This is a genomic window from Amycolatopsis sp. NPDC001319, from assembly GCF_042896185.1.
Taxonomy (GTDB): Bacteria; Actinomycetota; Actinomycetes; order Mycobacteriales; family Pseudonocardiaceae; genus Amycolatopsis.
Window position 1 is genome coordinate 440,382 of the sequence record NZ_JBIAWY010000005.1, and the last position, 20,582, is coordinate 460,963.

18 protein-coding genes are annotated in these 20,582 nt (G+C 70.6%); 9 read left to right on the forward strand and 9 right to left on the reverse strand.

The features are described 5' to 3' along the window. Positions 1-2 precede the first annotated feature (2 nt). Positions 3-815, reverse strand: a complete 813-nt coding sequence (locus tag ACFY1H_RS21240) for an ABC transporter ATP-binding protein (protein WP_364055729.1) — start codon at positions 813-815, stop codon at positions 3-5. 327 nt (positions 816-1,142) lie between these two features. On the opposite strand from ACFY1H_RS21240, the gene ACFY1H_RS21245 reads away from it, so the two are divergent. Both ACFY1H_RS21245 and ACFY1H_RS21250 read left to right on the forward strand, forming a co-directional pair. After that, entirely contained in the window at positions 1,143-1,688 is a 546-nt protein-coding gene (locus ACFY1H_RS21245; protein ID WP_366579199.1) for a cysteine dioxygenase family protein, read from the forward strand. Beyond that, positions 1,685-2,080, forward strand: a complete 396-nt coding sequence (locus ACFY1H_RS21250; RefSeq protein ID WP_386948670.1) for a rhodanese-like domain-containing protein — start codon at positions 1,685-1,687, stop codon at positions 2,078-2,080. Before ACFY1H_RS21245 ends, ACFY1H_RS21250 begins: the two co-directional genes overlap by 4 nt. A 14-nt stretch (positions 2,081-2,094) precedes the next feature. Here ACFY1H_RS21250 and ACFY1H_RS21255 read toward each other — a convergent pair whose 3' ends face one another. Both ACFY1H_RS21255 and glgP read right to left on the reverse strand, forming a co-directional pair. After that, entirely contained in the window at positions 2,095-2,601 is a 507-nt protein-coding gene (locus tag ACFY1H_RS21255; protein ID WP_386948673.1) for a GNAT family N-acetyltransferase, read from the reverse strand. Continuing rightward, on the reverse strand, positions 2,601-5,144 hold the full coding sequence (glgP, locus tag ACFY1H_RS21260; RefSeq protein WP_366579194.1) for an alpha-glucan family phosphorylase: 2,544 nt from the start codon (positions 5,142-5,144) through the stop codon (positions 2,601-2,603). Before glgP ends, ACFY1H_RS21255 begins: the two co-directional genes overlap by 1 nt. A gap of 98 nt (positions 5,145-5,242) precedes the next feature. On the opposite strand from glgP, the gene ACFY1H_RS21265 reads away from it, so the two are divergent. After that, complete coding sequence (locus tag ACFY1H_RS21265; RefSeq protein WP_366579363.1) at positions 5,243-6,667, forward strand: neutral zinc metallopeptidase; 1,425 nt, start codon at positions 5,243-5,245, stop codon at positions 6,665-6,667. Between the two features lie 76 nt (positions 6,668-6,743). On the opposite strand, the gene ACFY1H_RS21270 is transcribed toward ACFY1H_RS21265, so the two are convergent. Together ACFY1H_RS21270 and ACFY1H_RS21275 are read right to left on the reverse strand one after the other, a co-directional pair. Continuing rightward, positions 6,744-7,490, reverse strand: coding sequence for an SDR family NAD(P)-dependent oxidoreductase (locus ACFY1H_RS21270; protein WP_386948676.1), 747 nt, complete (start codon positions 7,488-7,490; stop codon positions 6,744-6,746). 88 nt (positions 7,491-7,578) lie between these two features. Beyond that, positions 7,579-8,547, reverse strand: coding sequence for a tetratricopeptide repeat protein (locus ACFY1H_RS21275; protein WP_386948678.1), 969 nt, complete (start codon positions 8,545-8,547; stop codon positions 7,579-7,581). A 125-nt stretch (positions 8,548-8,672) separates the two neighbouring features. Between ACFY1H_RS21275 and ACFY1H_RS21280 the strand changes: the two genes are divergently transcribed. Then, on the forward strand, positions 8,673-9,077 hold the full coding sequence (locus ACFY1H_RS21280) for a hypothetical protein (RefSeq protein ID WP_366579189.1): 405 nt from the start codon (positions 8,673-8,675) through the stop codon (positions 9,075-9,077). A gap of 4 nt (positions 9,078-9,081) precedes the next feature. Here ACFY1H_RS21280 and ACFY1H_RS21285 read toward each other — a convergent pair whose 3' ends face one another. Beyond that, complete coding sequence (locus ACFY1H_RS21285) at positions 9,082-9,387, reverse strand: thiamine-binding protein (RefSeq protein WP_220237532.1); 306 nt, start codon at positions 9,385-9,387, stop codon at positions 9,082-9,084. 87 nt (positions 9,388-9,474) lie between these two features. On the opposite strand from ACFY1H_RS21285, the gene ACFY1H_RS21290 reads away from it, so the two are divergent. Beyond that, positions 9,475-9,975: a MarR family transcriptional regulator gene (locus ACFY1H_RS21290; RefSeq protein WP_366579187.1), complete on the forward strand. Its 501-nt coding sequence runs from the start codon at positions 9,475-9,477 to the stop codon at positions 9,973-9,975. 64 nt (positions 9,976-10,039) lie between these two features. Here the strand turns inward: ACFY1H_RS21290 and ACFY1H_RS21295 are convergent, their stop codons facing one another. The 3 genes from ACFY1H_RS21295 to ACFY1H_RS21305 form a co-directional block, all read right to left on the reverse strand. After that, the gene (locus tag ACFY1H_RS21295) at positions 10,040-10,411 is read right to left on the reverse strand and encodes a DUF3817 domain-containing protein (protein ID WP_360600889.1); all 372 of its coding nucleotides are present in this window, start codon (positions 10,409-10,411) and stop codon (positions 10,040-10,042) included. 302 nt (positions 10,412-10,713) lie between these two features. After that, a complete protein-coding gene (locus ACFY1H_RS21300) occupies positions 10,714-13,113 on the reverse strand; it encodes a GH92 family glycosyl hydrolase (RefSeq protein WP_366579185.1) in 2,400 nt (799 codons plus the stop codon). A 76-nt stretch (positions 13,114-13,189) separates the two neighbouring features. Continuing rightward, complete coding sequence (locus ACFY1H_RS21305) at positions 13,190-16,426, reverse strand: GH92 family glycosyl hydrolase (RefSeq protein WP_386948684.1); 3,237 nt, start codon at positions 16,424-16,426, stop codon at positions 13,190-13,192. Positions 16,427-16,748: 322 nt separating this feature from the next. Between ACFY1H_RS21305 and ACFY1H_RS21310 the strand changes: the two genes are divergently transcribed. From ACFY1H_RS21310 to ACFY1H_RS21325, 4 genes are read left to right on the forward strand one after another with little or no spacing between them, the layout of a single operon-like run. Then, positions 16,749-17,732 carry a LacI family DNA-binding transcriptional regulator gene (locus tag ACFY1H_RS21310; RefSeq protein WP_386948687.1) on the forward strand — a complete coding sequence of 328 codons (984 nt, stop codon included), beginning with the start codon at positions 16,749-16,751 and terminating at the stop codon, positions 17,730-17,732. Next, positions 17,729-18,766: a class I mannose-6-phosphate isomerase gene (locus tag ACFY1H_RS21315; protein ID WP_386948689.1), complete on the forward strand. Its 1,038-nt coding sequence runs from the start codon at positions 17,729-17,731 to the stop codon at positions 18,764-18,766. The genes ACFY1H_RS21310 and ACFY1H_RS21315 overlap by 4 nt, the downstream gene beginning before the upstream one ends. Positions 18,767-18,771: 5 nt before the next feature. Further along, on the forward strand, positions 18,772-19,536 hold the full coding sequence (locus ACFY1H_RS21320; protein ID WP_366579178.1) for an ATP-binding cassette domain-containing protein: 765 nt from the start codon (positions 18,772-18,774) through the stop codon (positions 19,534-19,536). After that, complete coding sequence (locus tag ACFY1H_RS21325; RefSeq protein WP_366579177.1) at positions 19,533-20,579, forward strand: ABC transporter permease; 1,047 nt, start codon at positions 19,533-19,535, stop codon at positions 20,577-20,579. Before ACFY1H_RS21320 ends, ACFY1H_RS21325 begins: the two co-directional genes overlap by 4 nt. Positions 20,580-20,582: the final 3 nt, after the last annotated feature.

Sequence of the window (20,582 nt, forward strand, 5' to 3'; positions counted from 1 at the left end):
ACTTACCGGCGCCGGGCGAAGAACCGCTCGCCCGAACGCTGCAGCACCAGGTCCTGGTCGAACGTCTTCGACAGGTTCTCGCTCGTGATCACGTCGTCCATCAGGCCCGCGACCACGGCGTGCCCGTCGCGCAGCAGCAACGCGTGGGTGAAGCCCGGCGGGATCTCCTCGACGTGGTGCGTGACGAGGACCATGGCCGGCGCGTCCGGGTCCATCGCGAGGTCGGACAGCCGCGCCACGAGGTCCTCACGCCCGCCCAGGTCCAGACCCGCCGCCGGCTCGTCGAGCAGCAGCAACTCCGGGTCGGTCATCAGCGAACGCGCGATCAGCACGCGCTTGCGCTCGCCTTCGGACAGCGTGCCGAACGTGCGCTTCGCCATGTGCGCGATGCCGAGCGTGCCGAGCAGCTCGGCGGCGCGGTTGAGGTCGAGGCTGTCGTAGGCCTCGCGCCAGCGGCCCATCACGGCGTAGCCGGCGCTCACCACCACGTCTTCCACGCGCTCGTCACCCGGGATGCGCTGGGCGATGGCGGCGGAGGTGAACCCGATGCGGGGGCGCAGGTCGAAGATGTTCACGCGGCCGATGCGGTCGCCGAGCAGGTCGACGGTGCCGGCCGTGGGGTGCAGCTCCGCGGCGGCCAGCCGCAGCAGGGTCGTCTTGCCCGCGCCGTTGGGCCCGAGCACGACCCACCGTTCGTCGAGTTCGACGCTCCAGTCGAGGTCCGCGAGAAGGTCGTTTCCGCTCCGGCGGACGCCGACACCGGACATCCGCACCACGAGGTCGTCAAGGTCGCTGGGCAGGATCGGCTCGCTCACGGGCCCATTGTGGCCGTCCACGCGCGCGCGTCCGCACCCGCCCGGGGTTGACAACGCACCCGCGCGCGTGTGACCCCGCGCCGACGTCCAGCGGATGGGACGAAGCAGCGTACAAAGTGCGAGCTGTGGCACGATCGGTGACGTGTCCAGGTCCGCGTCCGCCACCGTCCCCGCAGCCCGGGGCTCGTTCTGGCGCCGTCGCACGATCGACCTGCTCCTCGTGGCCTCGTGCGGGTGTACGCGAGCGCGGCGCGCCTGCTGAACGCGGGTTTCGTGCCGCGCTGTGCCGTCTTGCCAGCCGTCACCCCCGTTTGAGGAGCACCCGCGTTGACCACGTCGATCACCCGTCCCGACTTCGAGATCCACCCCCGGCTGACCGATCCGCTGCTGGCGCAGCTGCTTCAGCCCGAGCGGCTGCTGTGGACGCCGCGTGAGCTGGCCGACCTCACCAAGACCGTGACCACCGAGCTCACCTCCAGCCTGCGCGAGGTGCTGCGCTTCGACGAGGAAAGCCGCTGGTGGGCGCGGCTCGCGCTCACCGACGGGCTGGAGCTGTGGCTGCTGTCGTGGCTGCCCGGCCAGCAAACGAAGCCCCATGACCACGGTGGCGCGGCCGGCTCGTTCACCGTGCTGCAGGGCGAGCTGGGTGAGGAATACCGCTACCCCGGCGGCCCGATCCGGCGCCGCACGCACACGGCGGGCGAGAGCATCGGCTTCGGCGCCGGGCGCGCGCACCAGGTCACCGGCCTCGGCGACCAGCCGGCCGCCAGCGTCCACGCGTACTCGCCGCCGCTGGTGCCCACGCGCGAATACGCGACGCTGGCCGACGTGCCCGGCGAAATCCCGCCGCTGCCGGTCATACTCGGCCGATGAGCTCGATCGACGACTTCCTCGCCGGCGCCCGGTCCTCCCTGGACCGGGTCTCGCCGGAGCGCGCGTCTTCGCTGCAGGCCGAAGGCGCGCTGATCGTGGACATCCGGCCGCACGCCAACCGCGCCGCCGAGGGCGAGATCCCCGGCGCCGTGGTCGTCGAGCGGATCCACCTGGAGTGGCGGCTCGCCCCGGACAGCGACTGGCGGCTCGACGGTGTGACTCCTGACACGACGGCGATCGTGATGTGCAACGAGGGCTACTCGTCGAGCCTGGCCGCGGCGGACCTGCAGCGGCTGGGGTTGAAGAACGCTACGGATCTCGAGGGTGGGTTCCGGGCTTGGGCGGAGGCTGGGTTGCCCGTGGTGGAGGGTGGCTCGCCGGCGGTGCCGTAGCACGGCTCAGGGGCTCACGTGCCGGATTCGCCGAGGGGGATCCAGTAACGCAGCACCGGGCCGTGTTCGGTGTCCCGGCGCTCTTCCCTGACACCGCCGAGGTGCTCGATCGTCCTCGCCGAAGCGACGTTGCCGGCCTCGCAGACGAGCAGCACGCGGTCCATCCCGAGTCCGCGCGCCTCGTCGACCATGCGGCCCAGCGCCCAAGCGGCCAAGCCGCGACGCCGAGCGGAGGGCCGGATGCCGAAGCCGAGGTGGCCGACGTCGCGGACGACGTCGTCGAACCCGTGCCGCAGCGCGATTCCGCCGAGCACCCGGTCGTCCTCGACGAGCCACCGGTAGGTCACCCGGTCCGACTCGCCGGTTAGCCGCGCCACCCAGGTCGCGAACCCCGGCGGCGAGCCGACCTCATCGGCAGGCACCAGCCCGAAACCGTCTTCGTGGCTGCCGGGGCCCCACTCGGCGTGCGCTTCGAGCCAGGCTCGGTGCAGCCGGGTGGTGGGGGCGATCAGGGCCGGCACTAGGCGAGGACGACGCGGGCCAGTTCCGCCGGGCTCGCCAGCAGGGGGTGCTTCGGCAGCACCCGCACCGTGTAGCCGACCGAGCCGGCGCGGGGCAGGCGCAGGGACGCGGAGAACGCGCCGATGCCGTCGCCCTGCATCGGGACCGTGACGGTGTCCGTGAGTTCGTCGCCGTCGCCGACCTGGCCGACGACGGCCTGGATGTCCACTTCGGACGGATTCAGGCCGGCCAGGTCGATGCGGGCGCGGACGGTGACCTCGGTGCCGACGACCAACCGTGAGGAGTGGTCGTAGAGCAGCTCCGAGTCGAAGATCCGCACGCGCGGCCACGAGACTTCGAGCTTGGTGCGGTAGTCGGCGAGCGACAGGGCGCCCGCGTAGCCGTCGCCGACGGCGGCGGCGACCATGCGCGACGCGGGCAGGTAGCCGGAGTCCACGTACTCGCGGACCATGCGCGAGGCCTGCACGCGCGGGCCGAGCGTTTCCAGCGTGTGCCACACCATCGACAGCCAGCCGGAGGGGACGCCCGAAGCGTCCTTGTCGTAGTAGAGCGGCGCGATCTGCTGGCCGAGCAGGTCGTAGAGCGCGGCGGCCTCGAGGTCGTCGCGGCGCAAGGGATCCGTCACACCGTCGGCGGTGGGGATGGCCCAGCCGTTGGAGCCGTCGTAGCACTCGTCCCACCAGCCGTCGCGGATGGAGAGGTTGAGGCCACCGTTGAGCGCCGACTTCATGCCCGACGTGCCGCACGCCTCCAGCGGCCGCACGGGGTTGTTGAGCCACACGTCGCAGCCGCGGTAGAGGTAGCGGGCCATGGACATGTCGTAGTCGGGCAGGAAGACGATGCGATGACGCACGGCGGGGTCGTCGACGAACCGCACGATCTGCTGGATGAGCTGCTTGCCGTTCTCGTCAGCAGGGTGTGACTTGCCGCCGATCACGATCTGGATCGGGCGCTTCTCGTCGAGCAGCAGGGCGCGCAAGCGGTCGGGGTCGCGCAGCATCAGCGTGAGGCGCTTGTACGTCGGCACGCGGCGGGCGAAGCCGACGGTCAGCACGTCCGGGTCGAACACGCGTTCCGTCCAGCCCAGCTCCAGCGCCGAAGCGCCACGCTGCATCCACGCCGCCCGCACGCGCCGGCGCACCTCGGCCACGAGCTTCTCCCGCAGCTCGCGGCGCAGCTCCCACAGCTGCTGGTCGGTGACGCCGTCGCGCAGCGAGCTGTCCGGCGTGCGGCCCTCGTGGCCGAACTCGTCGTGGTTGCCGCCCAGCAGCGCGCTCAGCTCGCGCGCGACCCACGTGGGCCCGTGCACGCCGTTGGTGATGGACGAGACGGGCACCTCGTCGTCGTCGAATCCGGGCCATAAACGGGAGAACATGCGCCGGGTGACGCGGCCGTGGAGCTCGGAGACGCCGTTGGCGCGCTGCGCGAGCCGCAGCCCCATGTGGGCCATGTTGAACAGGCCCGGGTTGTCCTCCGCGCCGAGTTGCAGCACGCGGCGCACGTCGATGTCCGGCACGAGCCGGCCGTCGGAGAAGTAGCGCTGCACGAGGTCGACGGGGAACCGGTCGATGCCGGCGCTCACCGGGGTGTGCGTGGTGAACACCGTGCCCGCGCGCACGGCCGGCAGCGCCTCGTCGAAGCCGAGCCGGTCGGCCTGGATGATCTCGCGGGCGCGCTCGAGGCCGAGGAACCCGGCGTGGCCCTCGTTGGTGTGGAAGACGTTCGGCTGTGGGTGGCCGGTGAGCTCGCAGAACTTCCGCACGGCCCGGAAACCGCCGATGCCGGCGAGGATCTCCTGGCGGATGCGGTGGTCGGCGTCGCCGCCGTAGAGCCGGTCGGTGACGGGGCGCAGGTCCTCGTCGTTGGTCTCGATGTCGGTGTCGAGCAGGAGCAGCGGGATGCGGCCCACGCGAGCGCGCCAGATCTGCGCGTGCAGCGTGCGCCCGCCCGGCATGGCGACCTCGACGAGCACCGCGTGCCCGCCGTCGGTGACCAGCTCCAGCGGGAACGCGTTGGGGTCGATCACCGGGTAGTGCTCGACCTGCCAGCCGTCGAGCGACAGGCTTTGGCGGAAGTAGCCCGACCGGTAGAGCAGCCCGACGCCGACCATCGGCACGCCGAGGTCCGAAGCCGCCTTCAGGTGGTCGCCTGCGAGCACGCCGAGGCCGCCCGAGTAGTTGGGCAGGGCCTCGGTGACGCCGAACTCCATCGAGAAGTACGCGACGGCCGCGGGCAGGCCTTCGTCGGTACGCCGCTGGTACCAGCGCGGCTCGGTGAGGTACTGCTCCAGCCCCGCCGCCGCTTCGCGCGTGCGACGCAGGAAGTCCTCGTCCACCGACAGCTCTTCGAGACGCTCGGGCGGCAGCGCGGTGAGCATCCGCAACGGGTCGCGGATGGCGTTGAAGAGCTCGGCGTCCATCGACGCGAACAGGTCGCGAGTCGGTGGGTGCCACGTCCAGCGCAGGTTCGTCGCGAGCGCGCCAAGGCCCGCTAGCGATTCCGGCAGGCTGGCTCGGACGGTGAACCGGCGGACAGCACGCATGGTCAGCGACCATATCGGGCCGCCGGTCCCGGCGCTCGTGACCCGTTCGGGGATAACGCTCACATCGGGCACACCCGCTGGGTAGGGTCCCGGGCGTGATGAGGCGAGGGGGAGCGCTGCTGGCGCTCGCGGTGGTGGCCGCGCTGGGCGCGGCGGCGTGCGGAACTGGTTCGGCCGGACCGATCACGCCGGGGGCCGGCAACGTCGCGGGCCTGCCCGTGACCCACTTCGACAGCGGCCTCAAGAGTGGCGCGCCGAAGCCGAACCTGACCGTGAAGAACGCCGAGGGCGGCCAGGACGACCAGCTCGCCACGGCCGCGATCGCCGACGTCGAGGCCTACTGGGGCGAGGCCCTGCCGACCGACTTCGGGCAGGACTTCAAGCCCGTGACGTCGCTGCTGTCCTACGACTCGCGCACCGACACCGAGAACACGGCGTGCGGCAGCGTGAAGAAGCTCGTGAACGCGTTCTACTGCTCCGCCGACGACTCGGTGGCCTGGGACCGCGGCGTGCTGCTGCCGATGCTGCGCCAGCGCTTCGGGCCCATGTCGGTGGTCACCGTGCTGGCGCACGAGTTCGGCCACGCGATCCAGTACCGGCTCGGGCCGAAGGCCGGCATCACGAAGAGCACGCCGAGCGTGGTGAAGGAGCAGCAGGCCGACTGCTTCGCGGGCAGCTACTTCCGCTGGGTGGCCGAGGGCAAGAGCAAGTACTACCAGGTGTCCACGGCCGAGGGCCTCGACCAGATCATGGCCGCGATGTTCTTCATCCGCGACCAGGCCGGCACGAGCGCCACCGACCGCCAAGCCCACGGCACCGCGTTCGACCGGACGTTCGCGTTCCAGTCCGGGTTCGAGAAGGGCCCGAAGGAGTGCGCGGGCATGAACGCGCAGAACGTGCAGGAGCGGCTCACCGAGCGGCCGTTCGACAGCGGCGACAAGGGCAAGGGCGACGCGAAGATCTCCGAGCAGACCCTCGCGCTGCTGAAGTCGAGCCTCGACTCGGCGTTCGGTGGTGCGGGAGTGAAGGCGCCGACGATCGTGCCCGGGAGCGGCAGCTGCTCGGGTGGGCCGTCGACCCCGCCCGCGTCCTACTGCCCAGCCGACAACACGGTGAACATCGACGTTTCGCGGCTCACGGCGCTGGCTCAGCCGGTGGACGAGGAGGCCGAGGCGTCCGGGCAGCAGAGTTCTGGGCTGGGCGACTTCGCGGCGTTCGCGGAGGTGGCGTCCCGATACGCGCTGGGGATCCAGAAGGGCGTGGGGGCTTCGCTGGACAACCCGAACGCCGGGCTGCGGACGTCGTGCTTGGTCGGCGCCTGGGCGGCGTTCACGAACCGGCCCGGCTCGCTGCGTCTGTCCGCCGGCGACCTCGACGAGGCGATCGCGGACCTGCTGCGGCCGCAGGGCCTGGTGTCGGCGGACGTGAACGGCAAGCGGCCCGACAGCGGTTTCGACCGCGTCGAGTCCCTGCGGCGGGGGTATCTCGAGGGGTCTTCGGTCTGTTCGAAGCAGTACGGCTGACCCGATTTTCCACCCAGGCTGGAAAATCGGTGTGGCCGGAATTTCCAGGAATGCTGGAAACGCGCCTGGCCGAGGTTCAGCCGAAGCCGGGTGCGTCCCAGGTGACGCCGTTGTCGTCGCCCAGCAGGTGGTCGAGCAGCCCCGCCGCGGACGCCTCCGGGGTGATGAGGACGCCGTTTTCGTACGCGTCGGCGAACCCGCGGCGGACGGGTTCGGCGAGGCCACGGCCGAGGTCGCCCCGGATTTCCGTCTGCATCGCGGTGTCGACCATGCCCGGCTGGTAGACGTTCACGGTCACGCCCGTGCCCGCGAGCTCCGCGGCGAGATTGCGGCTGTGGGCTTCCAGCGCGGCCTTGGTCGTGGTGTAGGCGTTGCCGCCGATGAGCGAGCCGGGGTGCGTGGCGACGCCGCTGGAGACGTTGACGACGCGACCCCAGCCGCGGGCGAGCATCCCGGGCAGCACGCCGAGGGTGAGCGTGACCGGCGCGGTGAGGTTGGTCGCGATCGCGGCCGCGAAATCGACCGGGTCGACCTCGGCCGTGGGGGCGACGGGCCGGGTCACGGCGGCGTTGTTGACCAGCACGTCGACCGGGCCGGCCCGCTCCACGAGCGCGGCGACTTCGGCGGGACTGCCGAGGTCGGCCGGGATGACCCGGGTGGGGCCGGCGGCGAGCTCGGCCGTCTTCGCGAGCTCCGCCTCGGAACGGGCGACGAGGACGACTTCGGCGCCGCGTTCGGCCAGGCCCAGGGCGAGGGCGCGGCCCAGTCCGCGGCCGGCGCCTGTGACCAGGGCGGTTTTTCCTCGCAGGCTGGAGATGCGCACGTCCGTGAGGCTAGTGGAGCACGATCGTTTCGCCGCCGGACGACGAAGGCCCCCGATCGCGGATCGGGGGCCTTCGTGGTGGGACGGCTCAGAACAGGGCGCTCGCCAGGTTGCGGCGGGCCTTCATCACGCGCTCGTCGGCCGGGTCGAACAGGTCGAAGAGCGCGACCAGGTGTTCGCGGACGCGGTTGCGGTCGTCGCCGGCGGTGCGGCGGACGGTGTCGATCAGGCGGGTGAACGCGGCTTCCACGTCCTGCTCCGCGATCTCCAGGTCGGCGGCCGCCAGCTGGGCGTCGAGGTTCGACGGGTCGGCGTCGGCCTTGGTGCGGGCGTCCGGGTCGGCCGCTTCGGCGCGGGCGGTGAACTTGACCTGGGCCAGGGCGTTCTTGGCCAGCTCGTTGGCGGGCTCGGCGTCGAGGATGCGCTCGTAGGCGGCCTGCGCGGCGGCGAAGTCGCCCTGCTCGAAGGCTTCCTCGGCCTCGGTGAAGCGCGGGTCCTCGGGCTCCTCGATCGGGCCGCGGACCTCCTCGGCGGCGCGGATGCCGGGGAGCTTGTCGCGCAGGGCGTCGAGCAGCGCGTTCAGCCACTTGCGGATCTCGGGCTCCGGCAGGGCGCCGGAGAACGCGTCCACGGGCTGGCCGCCGCCGATCGCGACGACGGTCGGGATCGACTGGGCGCCGAACAGCTGCGCGATGCGCGGGTTGGCGTCCACGTCGACGCGGGCGAGCACCCACGCGCCGGCCGCTTCGGTGGCGAGGCGCTCCAGCACGGGGCTGAGCTGCTTGCACGGGCCGCACCAGTCGGCCCACAGGTCCACGAGCACGAGCTGGTTGAGCGAGCGCTCGACGACGTCGGTCTGGAACGTGGCTTCCGTCACATCCATGATGACGTCCGACGGCGGCGCGCCGCCCCCGGCCGGCGCCGCACCCGCGGGCGGCGCGGGGGGCTGGCTCCGGGACGCCTCGGCCCGGGCCTTGAGCGCGGACAGGTCGACCGCGCCGGACAGTGCGGCGGACATGGCCGCTGAGTTCGCTGCAGATCCGCGTGGGTGTGTCACGCCCTCCATCCTGGCACGGGGCGGCGGGACATTTCACCGCCGGTGCCCGGGTGGCGCACTCGCGCCGCGATTGGCAGGAGCGCCCGGCTCGGGCATGCTCACGCGGAAAGATCAGGGAGGCCGTGATGCTGAGCCGGCGCAACGCCACCGTGGCGGTGGCCGTCGGGGTGGGCGTGGCGTGGGTCGTGGCGATCACGCTGCTCATCGCGAACCAGCCGGACCCGGGCGCGCCCTCGCCCGTCGCCCTGCGGGACTCGCTGCGCAGCGCCCTGGTCGCCCGCGACTCCGGCGGGCTCGAAGACCTGCTCGACTACCCGGGCTCGGGCGCCTCCGACTTCGCCGACGACTACGTGGCCGTGCTCGGCGAAGAGGACGTGCGCGACATCGCCGTGCAACTCGTCCCCGACGACCACGCCCCGACGCGCGCGGTGGTCAGCGGGGTGACGCACGGGTCGCGGTTCACCTACTCCCTGGCGGTGACCAGGGAGGAAGGCCGGTGGACCGTCGCGTTCACCCCGCCGCTGCCGTAGGCGCTCAGTCCTCGCGCAGGTGCGCTTCCACGCGGTCGACCTTCGCGGTCAACTGGCCCGTGTCGTAGCCCGGGCGGATGTCGGCCTTCAGCACGAGACCGACGCGCGCCGACCCCTCCCCCGCGGCTTGCACGGCCTGCTTCACGACGGCCATCACCTCGTCCCACTCGCCTTCCACGTTCGTGAACATCGCGTTCGTGGAGTTCGGCAGGCCGCTGTCGCGGACGACCTTCACGGCGCGGGAGACGGCCTCGCTCACCCCGGCGTCCGGGTCGCCGCCGGAGGGGCTCACGCTGAACGCGACGATCATGTCGGGATCCTTTCATCAGAGGAAAACAATGGCGGCTGAGCAGGGCGATCGCCGTCTTCCGGGTACCCGCTGGTAACTTCGTTTGTCATGAACCGACCGCTGCCGTTCGACCCGATCGCCCGTGCGGCCGAGCTCTGGGAGGACCGGATCGGTCCCGCCGGAACCATGGCCGCGGTCACCGGTCTGATGCGGGTGCAACAGATCATCCAGTCGGCGGTCGACGGCTCGCTCAAGCCGCACGGCCTCACGTTCGCCCGCTACGAGGCGCTCGTGCTGCTCACCTTCGCCCGCAACTCGCGGCTGCCGATGCGGGTGATGGGCGAGCGGCTGCAGTTGCACCCCACCAGTGTCACCAACATAGTCGACCGCCTCGAGCGCGACGGGCTCGTGAAGCGCGTGCCGCACCCCACCGACCGGCGCACGACGCTGGTCGAGATCACCGACGACGGCCGCGCGCGCCGCGAAGCCGCGACGGCCGCCGTGACGGGCATCGACTTCGGGCTCACGGGGCTCACCGAGCGGCAGGTCGAGCAGCTCACCGACCTGCTCACCAAGGTCCGCCGCTCGTCGGGCGACTTCAGCGAATAACGCCGGAACGCGAGACGGGCCCGCACGACACGAGGTCGTACGGGCCCGTCGAAAAGCGGGGAACTCAGGCGTTGACGGTCTCCGGCACGCGGGACTCGAACAGGCCGACACCGCCGTGGGTCAGGCGCTGGGGGCCGTCGAGGCGGCCGTTGCGCAGGGCCCACTTCTCGAAGATCCAGGTGAACAGCGGCGGGATGCTGGACAGCAGCGCGAGCACCAGGGTCTTCGGGCGCCAGCCGAGCGGCTTGGCGACGGACAGGGAGACCACGACGTAGAGCACGAAGATCACGCCGTGGACCATGCCGATGACGGGCACGCCGCCCTCACCGGAGGAGTGCACGACGTACTTGAGAAACATCCCGATCAGCAACGCGGCCCAGGACAGGGCTTCGGCGACTGCGGCCACGCGGAACACGAGAGCGGCCTTGCTGGACACGACTTTCCTCCTGTGCGTCACACGGGTGCGTGCTGCCTGCACACACAAAAACGCGTCCGGCGCACTGTCCAAGGGGGACTACCCGCTTGACGTCAACAGCACTGTCGGACGCGTATGACACCAGTGTGAGGCGTGACGGCCCTCACCGGAACACCGGGGCCCGTGACTATCCTCACGGACCCTCCCGAATATGGTCTGGACCACTGCGGGAAACCGTGGGGAAATGCCCGGAAAACCGTGAAGGCCCCTTCCCGGTCTCGCATTCCGGGAAAGAGCCTTCACGGATAGTCCTCAACCGGACACTAACCGGCACACGGTGACGGCGGCGCCGACGAAGGTGATGTTGCCCACGTGGCCTGCGCGGCGTCGGCGGTCAGCGTGAAGTCCAGTGTGGTCCCGCGCCGCAGCTGCTCGACGCTCACGTAGGACTTGTCCGAAGGCTGCGCCTGCCGCCCGTCGCCCACCTTCAGTCCGCGGACGTACTGGAGCTTCGCCCCGTCGGCCCCCGGTGCCTTGATGGTGACCGAACGCCCGTTCTGCAGGTGCAGCACGGACTTCGCGAACTGCGGCGCGTTGAGCACGAAGTTCCCGGTACCGGGTACGGCCGGGTAGAGGCCGAGCGCGCTGAAGACGTACCACGCCGACATGGTGCCGAGGTCGTCGTTGCCCGTGACGCCGTTGGGGGCGTTCGTGAACAGCGTGTGGGCCGCGCGCACCACCGCGGAGGTCTTCCACGGCTGGCCGGTGAGCGTGTACATCCACGGCGAGTGCAGGTCGGGTTCGTTGTTGGGGTTGTAGCGGAACTGGTTGTAGTACGAATACGGACCGACGACCCATTCCTCGCGAACGGTCTTCGCCGGGTCCTTCACGAGGTCGTCGTAGGCGAAGAAGTCGTCGAGGCGCGCGTGGGTGTTGTCGGCGCCGCCCATCTCCTTCATCAGGCCGGGCACGTCCTGCTGCACCAGCCACTGGTACTGCCACGCGGTGCCCTCGTGGAAGCCGTCCTGGCTCTGCGGGCTGTAGGCCTGGCCCGCGGGCGTGAACCAGTCGCCGCCGGAGACCTTCGGGCGGAAGAAGCCGGTGAAACCGCGGTCGGTCACGGTCGGGTCCCACAGCGTCTGGTACGTGCGGCCCTTCGCGGCCAACGCGGCCGCGTCCTGCTTCTTGCCCAGCGCGGCGGCCATGGCCGAGAGCGAGCAGTCGCCGAGCGCGTACTCCAGGGTGGCCGAAGCGCCGTGGTTCGGGTCGGTGTCCTGGCCCTTCTTCGGGAAGTTCGGGTCGTACTGCACGAACCCGTCGGCCTGGTAGCTCGCGTTGCCCGAGCGGCCCTGGAACGGCGAGGACGCCGGCGGGATCTGCTGCGAGTTCTGCAGCAGCGCCTCGTACGCCTCGACTTCGTCGCCCTTCAGCGCGCCGAAGCGCCACAGGTCGACCAGGAACGGCGTGACCGGGTCGCCGGTCATCGTGTTCGTCTCCTGGCTCGCGTACGCCCACCGCGGCAGCCAGCCGCCCTCCTCGTGGATCGCGAGGATGCTCTTCGCGATGTCGCGCGCCCGGTCGGGCTTCAGCAGCGCGAGCAGCTGGTTCTGGCTGCGGTAGGTGTCCCACAGCGAGAAGAAGTCGTAGTACGTCCAGCCGATCGCGCGGTGGATCTTCTTGTCGAAGCCGTAGTAGCGGCCGTCGGCGTCGTTCGCGGTGAGCGGCTGCAGGAACGCGTGGTAGAGCGAGGTGTAGAACACCGTGCGCTCATCGGGCGTGCCGCCGGTGATGTCCACACTGGACAGTTCCTGGCGCCACGTGCGCTGCGCGTCGGCCTTCACCGCGTCGAACGGGCGCACGCGCGAGGCGGCGAGGTTCACGTCGGCGCCGTGGGCGTCCACCTGGGAGATCGACGTGGTGGCCGTGATCTGGTCGCCCTTCGGGAAGGTCAGCCACGCGCCGCGCAGGCCCGCGCCGCCTTCCGACGACTTGCTGCCGGGCGTGCCACCCGTCGGCGACCAGGTGCCGTAGCTGGAGAACGGCTTGTCGAACTTCGTGGTGAAGTACGTCGTGTAGGCCTTGCCGCCGCAGAAGGCCTGCGACTCGACGGTGCCGGAGATCGTGTGGTCGTCGACGATCCGCACGCTGCTGCCGGTCACGGGCTCCTTGGCGTTGGCCTGCCCGACGTTCACGAACACGTTGGCGGGACCGGACTTGTCGAACGTGTAGCGCTCGACGCCGCTGCGCGTCGAGGCCGTGGTCTCCACGTCGACGCCGCCGTAACCGGTCAGGTGCACCTTGTAGTAGCCGGGTTTCCCGACCTCGCCGTCGTGGGTGTAGGGCGCGGCGTAATTGGCGTTGTCGAAGGTGGCGGGCTTGGTCGTGTCGAAGGCCGCGCCCGGGCCGACGTCCCCGGTGGTGGGCAGGGTCTGCACCAGGCCGCCCTGTTCCCAGCAACCCGCGCCGGACAGGTAGAAGTGGCCGAAGCCGCGGATCGCGGTGTCGGTGTAGAGGTAGCCGGCGTAGTGCGTGGTCGACGGTGAAACCTGCACCATGCCGAACGGCGCCGAGGCGCCGGGGAACGTGTTGCCCTCGTCCTGCGTGCCGATGAACGTATTCACCGACTCCAGCGCGTCGGCCGGTCCGGCCGAGGCCGTGACCGGCGTGAGGCCGGCCGCCACGACGGCGAGCGCGAGCGCGCCCGCCAGTGTTCTGCTCCTCATCGAGCTCCCTCCCGAAACGGGTCCGTGGAGGACCCCTCGGACGAGGAGCCCTCCACGGATCACGGACTGGCGAAGATCAGCCGACAGCGATGGCGAAGATGTGCATCACGCCGCCGCTGACGTTCGACGGCAACGTCACGCTCGCCACCGTCTTGCCGGCGTCGAGGGTGATCGGCGCGGTGCCGAACACCATCGTGCGAATCTGCTGCGGGTCGGTGCCCGAAGCGTTGCGGTACGGCGTGGACAGCACGATCCGGTTGCCGAACGACGGCTGCGCACCGCCGCCGCCGAGCGTCCAGTCGGACACGCCGACCGTGGCGGTGGACGTGGTGCCGTCGGTGTAGGTGATGGTGAGCGTGCCCTGCGCGTTGCCGTTGGAGCCGGCGCCGAGCAGCTCGAGCCGGCCCGAGCCGGTCACGGTCACCTTCTGGCCGTTCGCCACCACGTTGTCGGGGTCGCCCCCCGGGAACGAGGGCCAGGTGAAGTTCAGCCCGTCGCTCGTCACCGTGCCGCCCGGCTTGGCACCGGCCGCGGCCAGCGCGTCGGCCGAGTAGCTCCAGCCGCCGCCGTCGAAGTTGGCCTTCGTCGAGTCGGAGTCGGGCGAGATGCCGGCGTTGTCCACTGTGGCCAGCCAGCTGCCCGGCTGAGCCACGAGCACCGTCAGCACGGCCTCGGTGCTCGCCAGCCCCGGCGCGGAGAACGTGACCGGGATGCGGCGGGCGCCGTCGGCGGTGCCCGCGGGGACGGTGACGTTGACCGTGGCTTGCGCCTTGCCGTTGGCCGGCACGGCGACCGAGCCCGACGCCGGCGACAGCGTGATGCCGTCGGCGCTGCCCGCGGTGTAGGTCCACGTCTTCGCGGTGCCGGACAGGTCCTGCACGCCGACGCTCGCCGTCACGGTCGAGCCCGCCGGGGTCACCACGCGGGCCGGGTTGGCGAACGCGAGGCTCGGCTTCTCCTGCTCGCGGAACGACGGCGGGGCGTCGGCCGCCGCGGCGCCCCACTGGGTGGCCGTGGCCGAGCGGGTGAAGTCGAGCGTGCCGCCGGTCGAGATCAGGGCCTCGGGCAGCCACGCCTTGGTGGCCGCACCGCCGTTGACCTTCAGCGAGCCGACGTAGTCACCGGTGCCGGGCGCGTTGATCGTGATCTTCTTGCCCGCGCCCGTCGTGAGCACGGCGTGCTCGAACCGCGGCGTGGACAGCAGCACCTCGGCGCGGCCCGGGATCTCCGGGTAGACGCCCAGCGCGGACCACACGTACCAGGCCGACATCTGGCCGAGGTCGTCGTTGCCGATCAGGCCCTCGGGACGCGGGTTGTAGAGCTCGTCCATCGACCGGTGCACGATGGACTGCGTCTTGGCCGGGGCACCCGCGTACGAGTAGACGTAGGGCGCGTTGGAGTTCGGCTCGTTGCCCATGAACGCGTACGGCAGCTGGGTGCCGGCGTTCAGCTGCGTGAAGAAGGGGTCCAGCCGCGACTGGGTCGCCGTGTCGCCGCCGAACGCCGAGACGACGCCGCCGAGGTCGTAGGGAACCATCCACTCGTACTGCGCGCCGTTGCCCTCGACCCAGCCCTGCGAGCTGGCCGGGTCGTACGTGCCGGCGAACGAGCCGTCGGCGTTGCGCGGCTGCAGGTGGCCGGTGCCCGGGTTGTAGAGGTTCTGCCAGTTCTGCGCGCGCTTCATGAACGTGGTGTAGGTGGCGCTGTCGCCGAGGCGCTTCGCGAACTGCGCGATGGCGAAGTCGGCGCTGGTGTACTCGAGGGTGTCCGCGCCGGCGCCGGGTACGTAGCCCAGCCGCATGTAGTCGGCGAGGCCGGGCCGCTCGGTGTAGCCCTGGGTGGGCTGGGTGGCGCCCTTGATCATCAGCAGCAACGCCTTCTGGGCGTCGAAGTCACGCGCGCCGAAGGCGTAGGCGCTGGAGACGATGATGTGGTACGGGTCGCCGTTCATCACGCCGGTGTAGTCGTTGGCCACGGTCCAGCGGTCCCACGAGCCGCCCTGCTCGGCGTAGGCCATCATCGAGCGCACGATGTCCGACGTCTGGGCCGGGTCGATCGTGGCCAGCAGCGGGATCTCCGAGCGGTAGATGTCCCAGCCGGAGAAGTTGGTGTACATCGCGTGGCCCTTGTCGGCCTTGTGGATCCGGCCGTCGAAGCCCGGGTAGGAACCGTCTACATCGGAGAACACGTTCGGCTGGATCAGCGAGTGGTACAGCGACGTGTAGAACGTCGTCATGTCCGCGTCGGCGCCGCCGCTGACGGCGACCTTGCCGAGCTGGTCGTTCCACGCCTTGCGCGCGCCGGCCGCGATCTGGTCGAAGGACTTCTTGCCGTTGTTCTCGGCCTTCAGGTTCGCCTTCGCGCCGTCCACGGACACGAACGACAGGCCGACCTGCACGTTGACCTGCGCGCCGTTGAGGTTCGCGAAGGTCACGTAGCCGCCGCTGCCGGGGCCGCTCACGGTGGTGTCCTGCGTCTTGGCCTTGGCCGGGCGGGCGATGGCGGCGTTCACGCCGTTCGGCTGCGCCACCTTCGCGCGAGCCCCGCCGGTCTCCGACGTCTTGCCGGGCGTCACCGCGCCGTTCTTCCACGTGCCGATCGAGGCGAACGGGGTGTCGAACTTGGCCGAGAAGTACACGCGGTAGGTGTTCTGCGCGCCGCAGAAGCGGCCGCTGGTCGCCCAGCCGCTGATGGTGTCCTTGCCGATGGTGATCGACGCGTCGTCGGTGCCGTTGACCGAGCCGGACGTGTTGACCAGCAGCGTCGAGGACGCGCCGGCGGGGTAGGTCAGGCGCGCGGAGCCGGTGCGCTGCGTCGCGCTCAGCTCGACCTTCGCGCCGCTGTCGAGGGTGACGTCGTACTCGCCCGCGGTGGCGTGCTCGTTGTCGTGGCTGAACTTCGACGTGTAGTGGCCCGGGTCCGTCGCGGGCGAGGTGCTGACCTCGCCGACGTACGGGATGAACGGGATGTCCTCGTACGTCGAGCAGCCGGCACCCGAGAGGTGCGTGAGGCTGAAGCCGGTGAGGGCGTTGTCGTCGTAGAAGTAGCCGCCCGGCTGCGACTTCACCGTGTCCGGGCTCCACTGCACCATCCCGAACGGCGCCACCGCGCCAGGGAACGTGTTGCCGGCACCGCCACCGGTGCCGTGGTCCTCGCCGCCCGGCCGGGTTCCGACGAAGGGGTTCACCCACTTCGCGAAATCGGTGTCCGGGGCTTTCGCCGCCACGGCCGCGGTGGCCGGCGCGACCGCCGCCACCACCGCCGTGGTCAGGAAGATCAGTCCGGCTCTCCAGCGCGCTCGCGCCATCGCCATCGCCTCTCCAGTCGTCGGCGCGACTCGGCCGTCAGGGCCGCTCAGGAGTGGGATGACAACCTTGTCGCGCACACCGTCGATGCGGGCAACCTTGGGCAATCGTTCACGAAAACGTCAAGTCGTGCGTGGAAGCCTGTCTGGTTCAGGACACAGTGATCAGCCATCTGCCTCACAACTTTCGCAGGCTGAACCCCATTCGGCGCGAAGCGGGCATTGACAGCGACCCGGCCTGTGGTGTGCAATCTGCGCCACTATGACAACGTTGTCTCCTCATGGCTGGGAAGCGGACGGGCTTCCCCGCCCGGCGAGCCGACGGGCCACGATGAGCGATGTGGCCCGGCTCGCCGGCGTCAGCATCAAGACCGTGTCCCGGGTGGTCAACGACGAGCCCGCGGTCCACCCCGACACCGCCGAGCGCGTGGTGGCGGCCATCGAGCAGCTCGGGTTCCGGCGCAACCTCGGCGCCCGCAACCTGCGTCGCGGCTCGACCACGGGCACGATCGGCCTCATCGTCGAAGACGTCGGCAACCCGTTCTACTCCGAGCTCAACCGCGCGGTCGAGCGCATCGCCACGTCGTTCGGCCGCCACGTGCTCACCGGTTCGTCGGAGGAGAACTCCGACCGCGAACGCGAGCTGGCGCTGGAGTTCTGCGCGCGCCGGGTCGACGGGATCCTCGTGGTCCCGGCGGGCATGCAGCACGGCTACCTCGTGCCGGAGATGCGCGCGGGCACGCCCGTGGTGTTCCTCGACCGCCCGGCCGGCGACATCGTGGCCGACACCGTGCTCGTGGACAACCTCGGCGGCACCATCGACGCGGTCACGCACCTGGTGCGCCACGGGCACCGCCGGATCGCGTTCCTCGGTGACAGCCCCGACATCTTCACCGCGGCCGAGCGGCTGCGCGGCTTCCGCGAAGGCTGCGTGCGCAACGGCGTCTCCTACGACGAGAGCCTCGTGGTGATGCGCACGCCCACGCCGGAGACGATCGCCAACGCCGTGGCGACGCTGCTGACGGGTCCTTCGGCCGCGACCGCGGTGATCGCGGGCAACAACCGCGTGGCCGTGCACCTGCTGCGCGCCCTGGCCCACGCCGAGCACCGGCCCGCGATGGTGAGTTTCGACGACTTCGAGCTGGCGGACCTGCTGGACCCGCCCGTGACGGTGGTCGCCCACGACGTCAGCGCCCTGGGGCACGCGGCGGCAGAGCTGCTGTTCGCGCGGATCCAGGGGGATCAGTCCGCACCCAGAAAGGTAGTCCTGCCCGTGCATCTTGTCGCCCGTGGTTCCGGTGAGGTCACCCCGTGAGCACGCACCTCGAACCGATCCGGCTCCCGGCCAACCAGCCGCCGCAGTTCTACCGCGGTGGCGACGCGATCGCCGCGCTGCGCGGTGCCACCGGTACGGACTCGAAGTTCGGCCCGGAGGACTGGGTCGGCTCCGTCACCACGATGTTCGGCCAGGACACCAACGGCCTCACGAAGCTCCCCAGCGGCGTCTGGCTGCGCGACGCCGTGCGCGAGAACGCCGAGGCGTGGCTGGGTGCCGCGCACGTGGCCAAGCTCGGCGATTCCACCGGCTTGCTGGTGAAGCTGCTCGACGCGGGCCAGCGGCTGCCCGTGCACTTCCACCCCAGCGACTCCTTCGCGGAGAAGCACTTCGACTCGCACTTCGGCAAGACCGAGGCGTGGATCGTGGTGGGCACCTACGGCGACGACCCGCGCGTGTACCCGGGTTTCAAGGAGACGGTGAGCAAGGCGACCGTCGCCGAGTGGACCCGCGAGCAGGACGCGCCGAGCATGCTGGGCGCGCTCAACAGCGTGCCGGTGCAGGCCGGCGACACCGTGTACATCCCGGCCGGGCTGCCGCACGCGATCGGCGAGGGCGTGTTCGTGGTGGAGCTGCAGCAGCCCACCGACTTCTCGCTCACGCTGGAGTGGCGTGACTTCCTGGCCTCGCCGGAGAAGGGCCACCTCGGCATCGGCTTCGACACCGCGATCGAAACGCTCGACACGTCCGGCTGGGACACCGAGCGGCTCACCACGATCGTGAAGCACACCGCCGAGGACAAGGCCACGTCGGTGGACCTGCTGGCCGCGGGTTCCGACGAGTTCTTCCGCGCCGACCGCGTGCAGCTGTCCGGCGGCTCCCTGGCGTTCGACCCGTCGTTCTCCGTGCTCGTGGTCCTCGACGGCGCCGGCACGCTGCGCACGGAACACGGCGGCGAGTTCGCCCTGGCCAAGGGCGAGACCTACGTGGTGCCGTTCGACGCCGGGCAGGTCGAGGCGTCGGGCTCGCTCACCGCGATCCGCTGCCGCCCGCCCGCACCCGAGAAGAGGTAGGCCTCATGAGCGAGATCCTGCTGGACGCGGTGGACCTCACGAAGCACTACGGCTCGGTGGAAGCCCTTCGCGGCGCTTCCTTCCAGGCCCGCGCGGGCGAGGTCACGGCCCTGATCGGCGACAACGGCGCCGGCAAGTCGACGCTCGTGAAGTGCCTTTCCGGCGCCGAGCAGCCGACGTCCGGCAGGATCCTGCTCGACGGCTCCGAAGTACACCTCGACTCCCCGGTGGCCGCACGGCGGCTCGGGATCGAGACGGTGTACCAGGACCTGGCCGTCGCTCCCGAGCTCGACCCGGCGGCGAACCTGTTCCTGGGCCGGGAAATCCACCGCAAGGGTTTCCTCGGCAAGCTGGGGATGCTCGACAAGCCGGAGATGCGCCGGCAAGCCGTGGCGGAGTTCCAGCGGCTCGGCGTGACGCTGCAGAGCACCGACGTGCCCATCGGGTCGCTTTCGGGCGGGCAGCGCCAGAGCGTGGCCGTGGCGCGGTCGGTGGTGTGGGCGTCGAAGGTCGTGTTCATGGACGAGCCGACGGCTGCGCTGGGGGTGGTGCAGCGCGAACGCGTGCTCGACGTGATCAAGAAGGTGCGCGACAAGGGCATCGCCGTGGTGCTGATCAGCCACAACATGCCCGAGGTGCTGTCGGTGTCCGACCGCATCGAGGTGCTGCGGCTGGGCAAGCGCGTGGCCCGGTTCGCCGGGGCGGACACGAAGCTGGAAGACCTCGTGGCGGCCATGACCGGCGCCCTCGTGCAGGAGGAGGCCGCGTGAGTACTCCTACCAAGGACATCCAGACCACTGTGGACGGTGGGTTCGGCAAGGTGCCGCTGGGCAGGCGGCTCGTGGGCGCCAACACGTTCTGGATCGCGCTCGTGCTCGTGGCGCTGATCATCGTGTTCACCGTGCTCGCGCCGGCCGAGTTCGCGACGTTGTTCAACCTGCAGACAACGCTGATCGAGACGTCGGTGCTGCTGGTGCTGTCGGTGGGCATGACGTTCGTGATCATCACCGCCGGCATCGACCTGTCCGTGGGCTCCGTGCTGATCTTCGCCGGCATGGTGGCCGGCAAGACGATGGAGGCACTCAGCCCTGGCGGCAACGCGACGAGCGCGGGTTGGGGCGTGATCTTCGCAGGGCTGGTGGCCGCCGTGGTCGCGGGCACGGTCTGGGGCCTGATCAACGGCTGGCTCATCGCCGTGGCGAAAATCCCGCCGCTGATCGTCACCCTCGGCACGATGGGCGCCGCGCTCGGTGCGGCGCTGCTGCTGAACAGCGGTTCGGACGTGCGCAGCGTGCCGACCGCGTTGAACAAGACGCTGGGCTACGGCACGTCGTTCGGCGGGGTCCCCAACCTCGTGCTGGTGGCTGTGGTGATCACGCTGATCGGCGCGTGGCTGCTGCACACCACGAAGTTCGGCCGCTACACGTTCGCCATCGGCTCCAACGCCGAAGCGGCGCGGCGCTCGGGCATCGGCGTGACGGCGCACCTGCTCAAGGTGTACACGCTGACCGGGTTCCTGGCCGGGGTGGCCGGGTTCCTTTCGCTGGCCTACTACTCGTCGACCACGGTTTCGGCGCACACCACGGACAACCTCAACGCCATCGCCGCCACGGTGATGGGTGGCACGAGCCTCTTCGGCGGGGTCGGTTCGGTGCTGGGCACCGTGATCGGCGTGTTCATCCCGGCCGTGCTGAAGAAGGGCTTCAACATCACGCACGTGCAGGACTTCTGGCAGATGATCGCGGTCGGCGCCGTGCTGATCGCCGCCGTGTGGTTCGACCAGCAGCGCCGGCGGCGCCGCAACTCCCGCTGACTC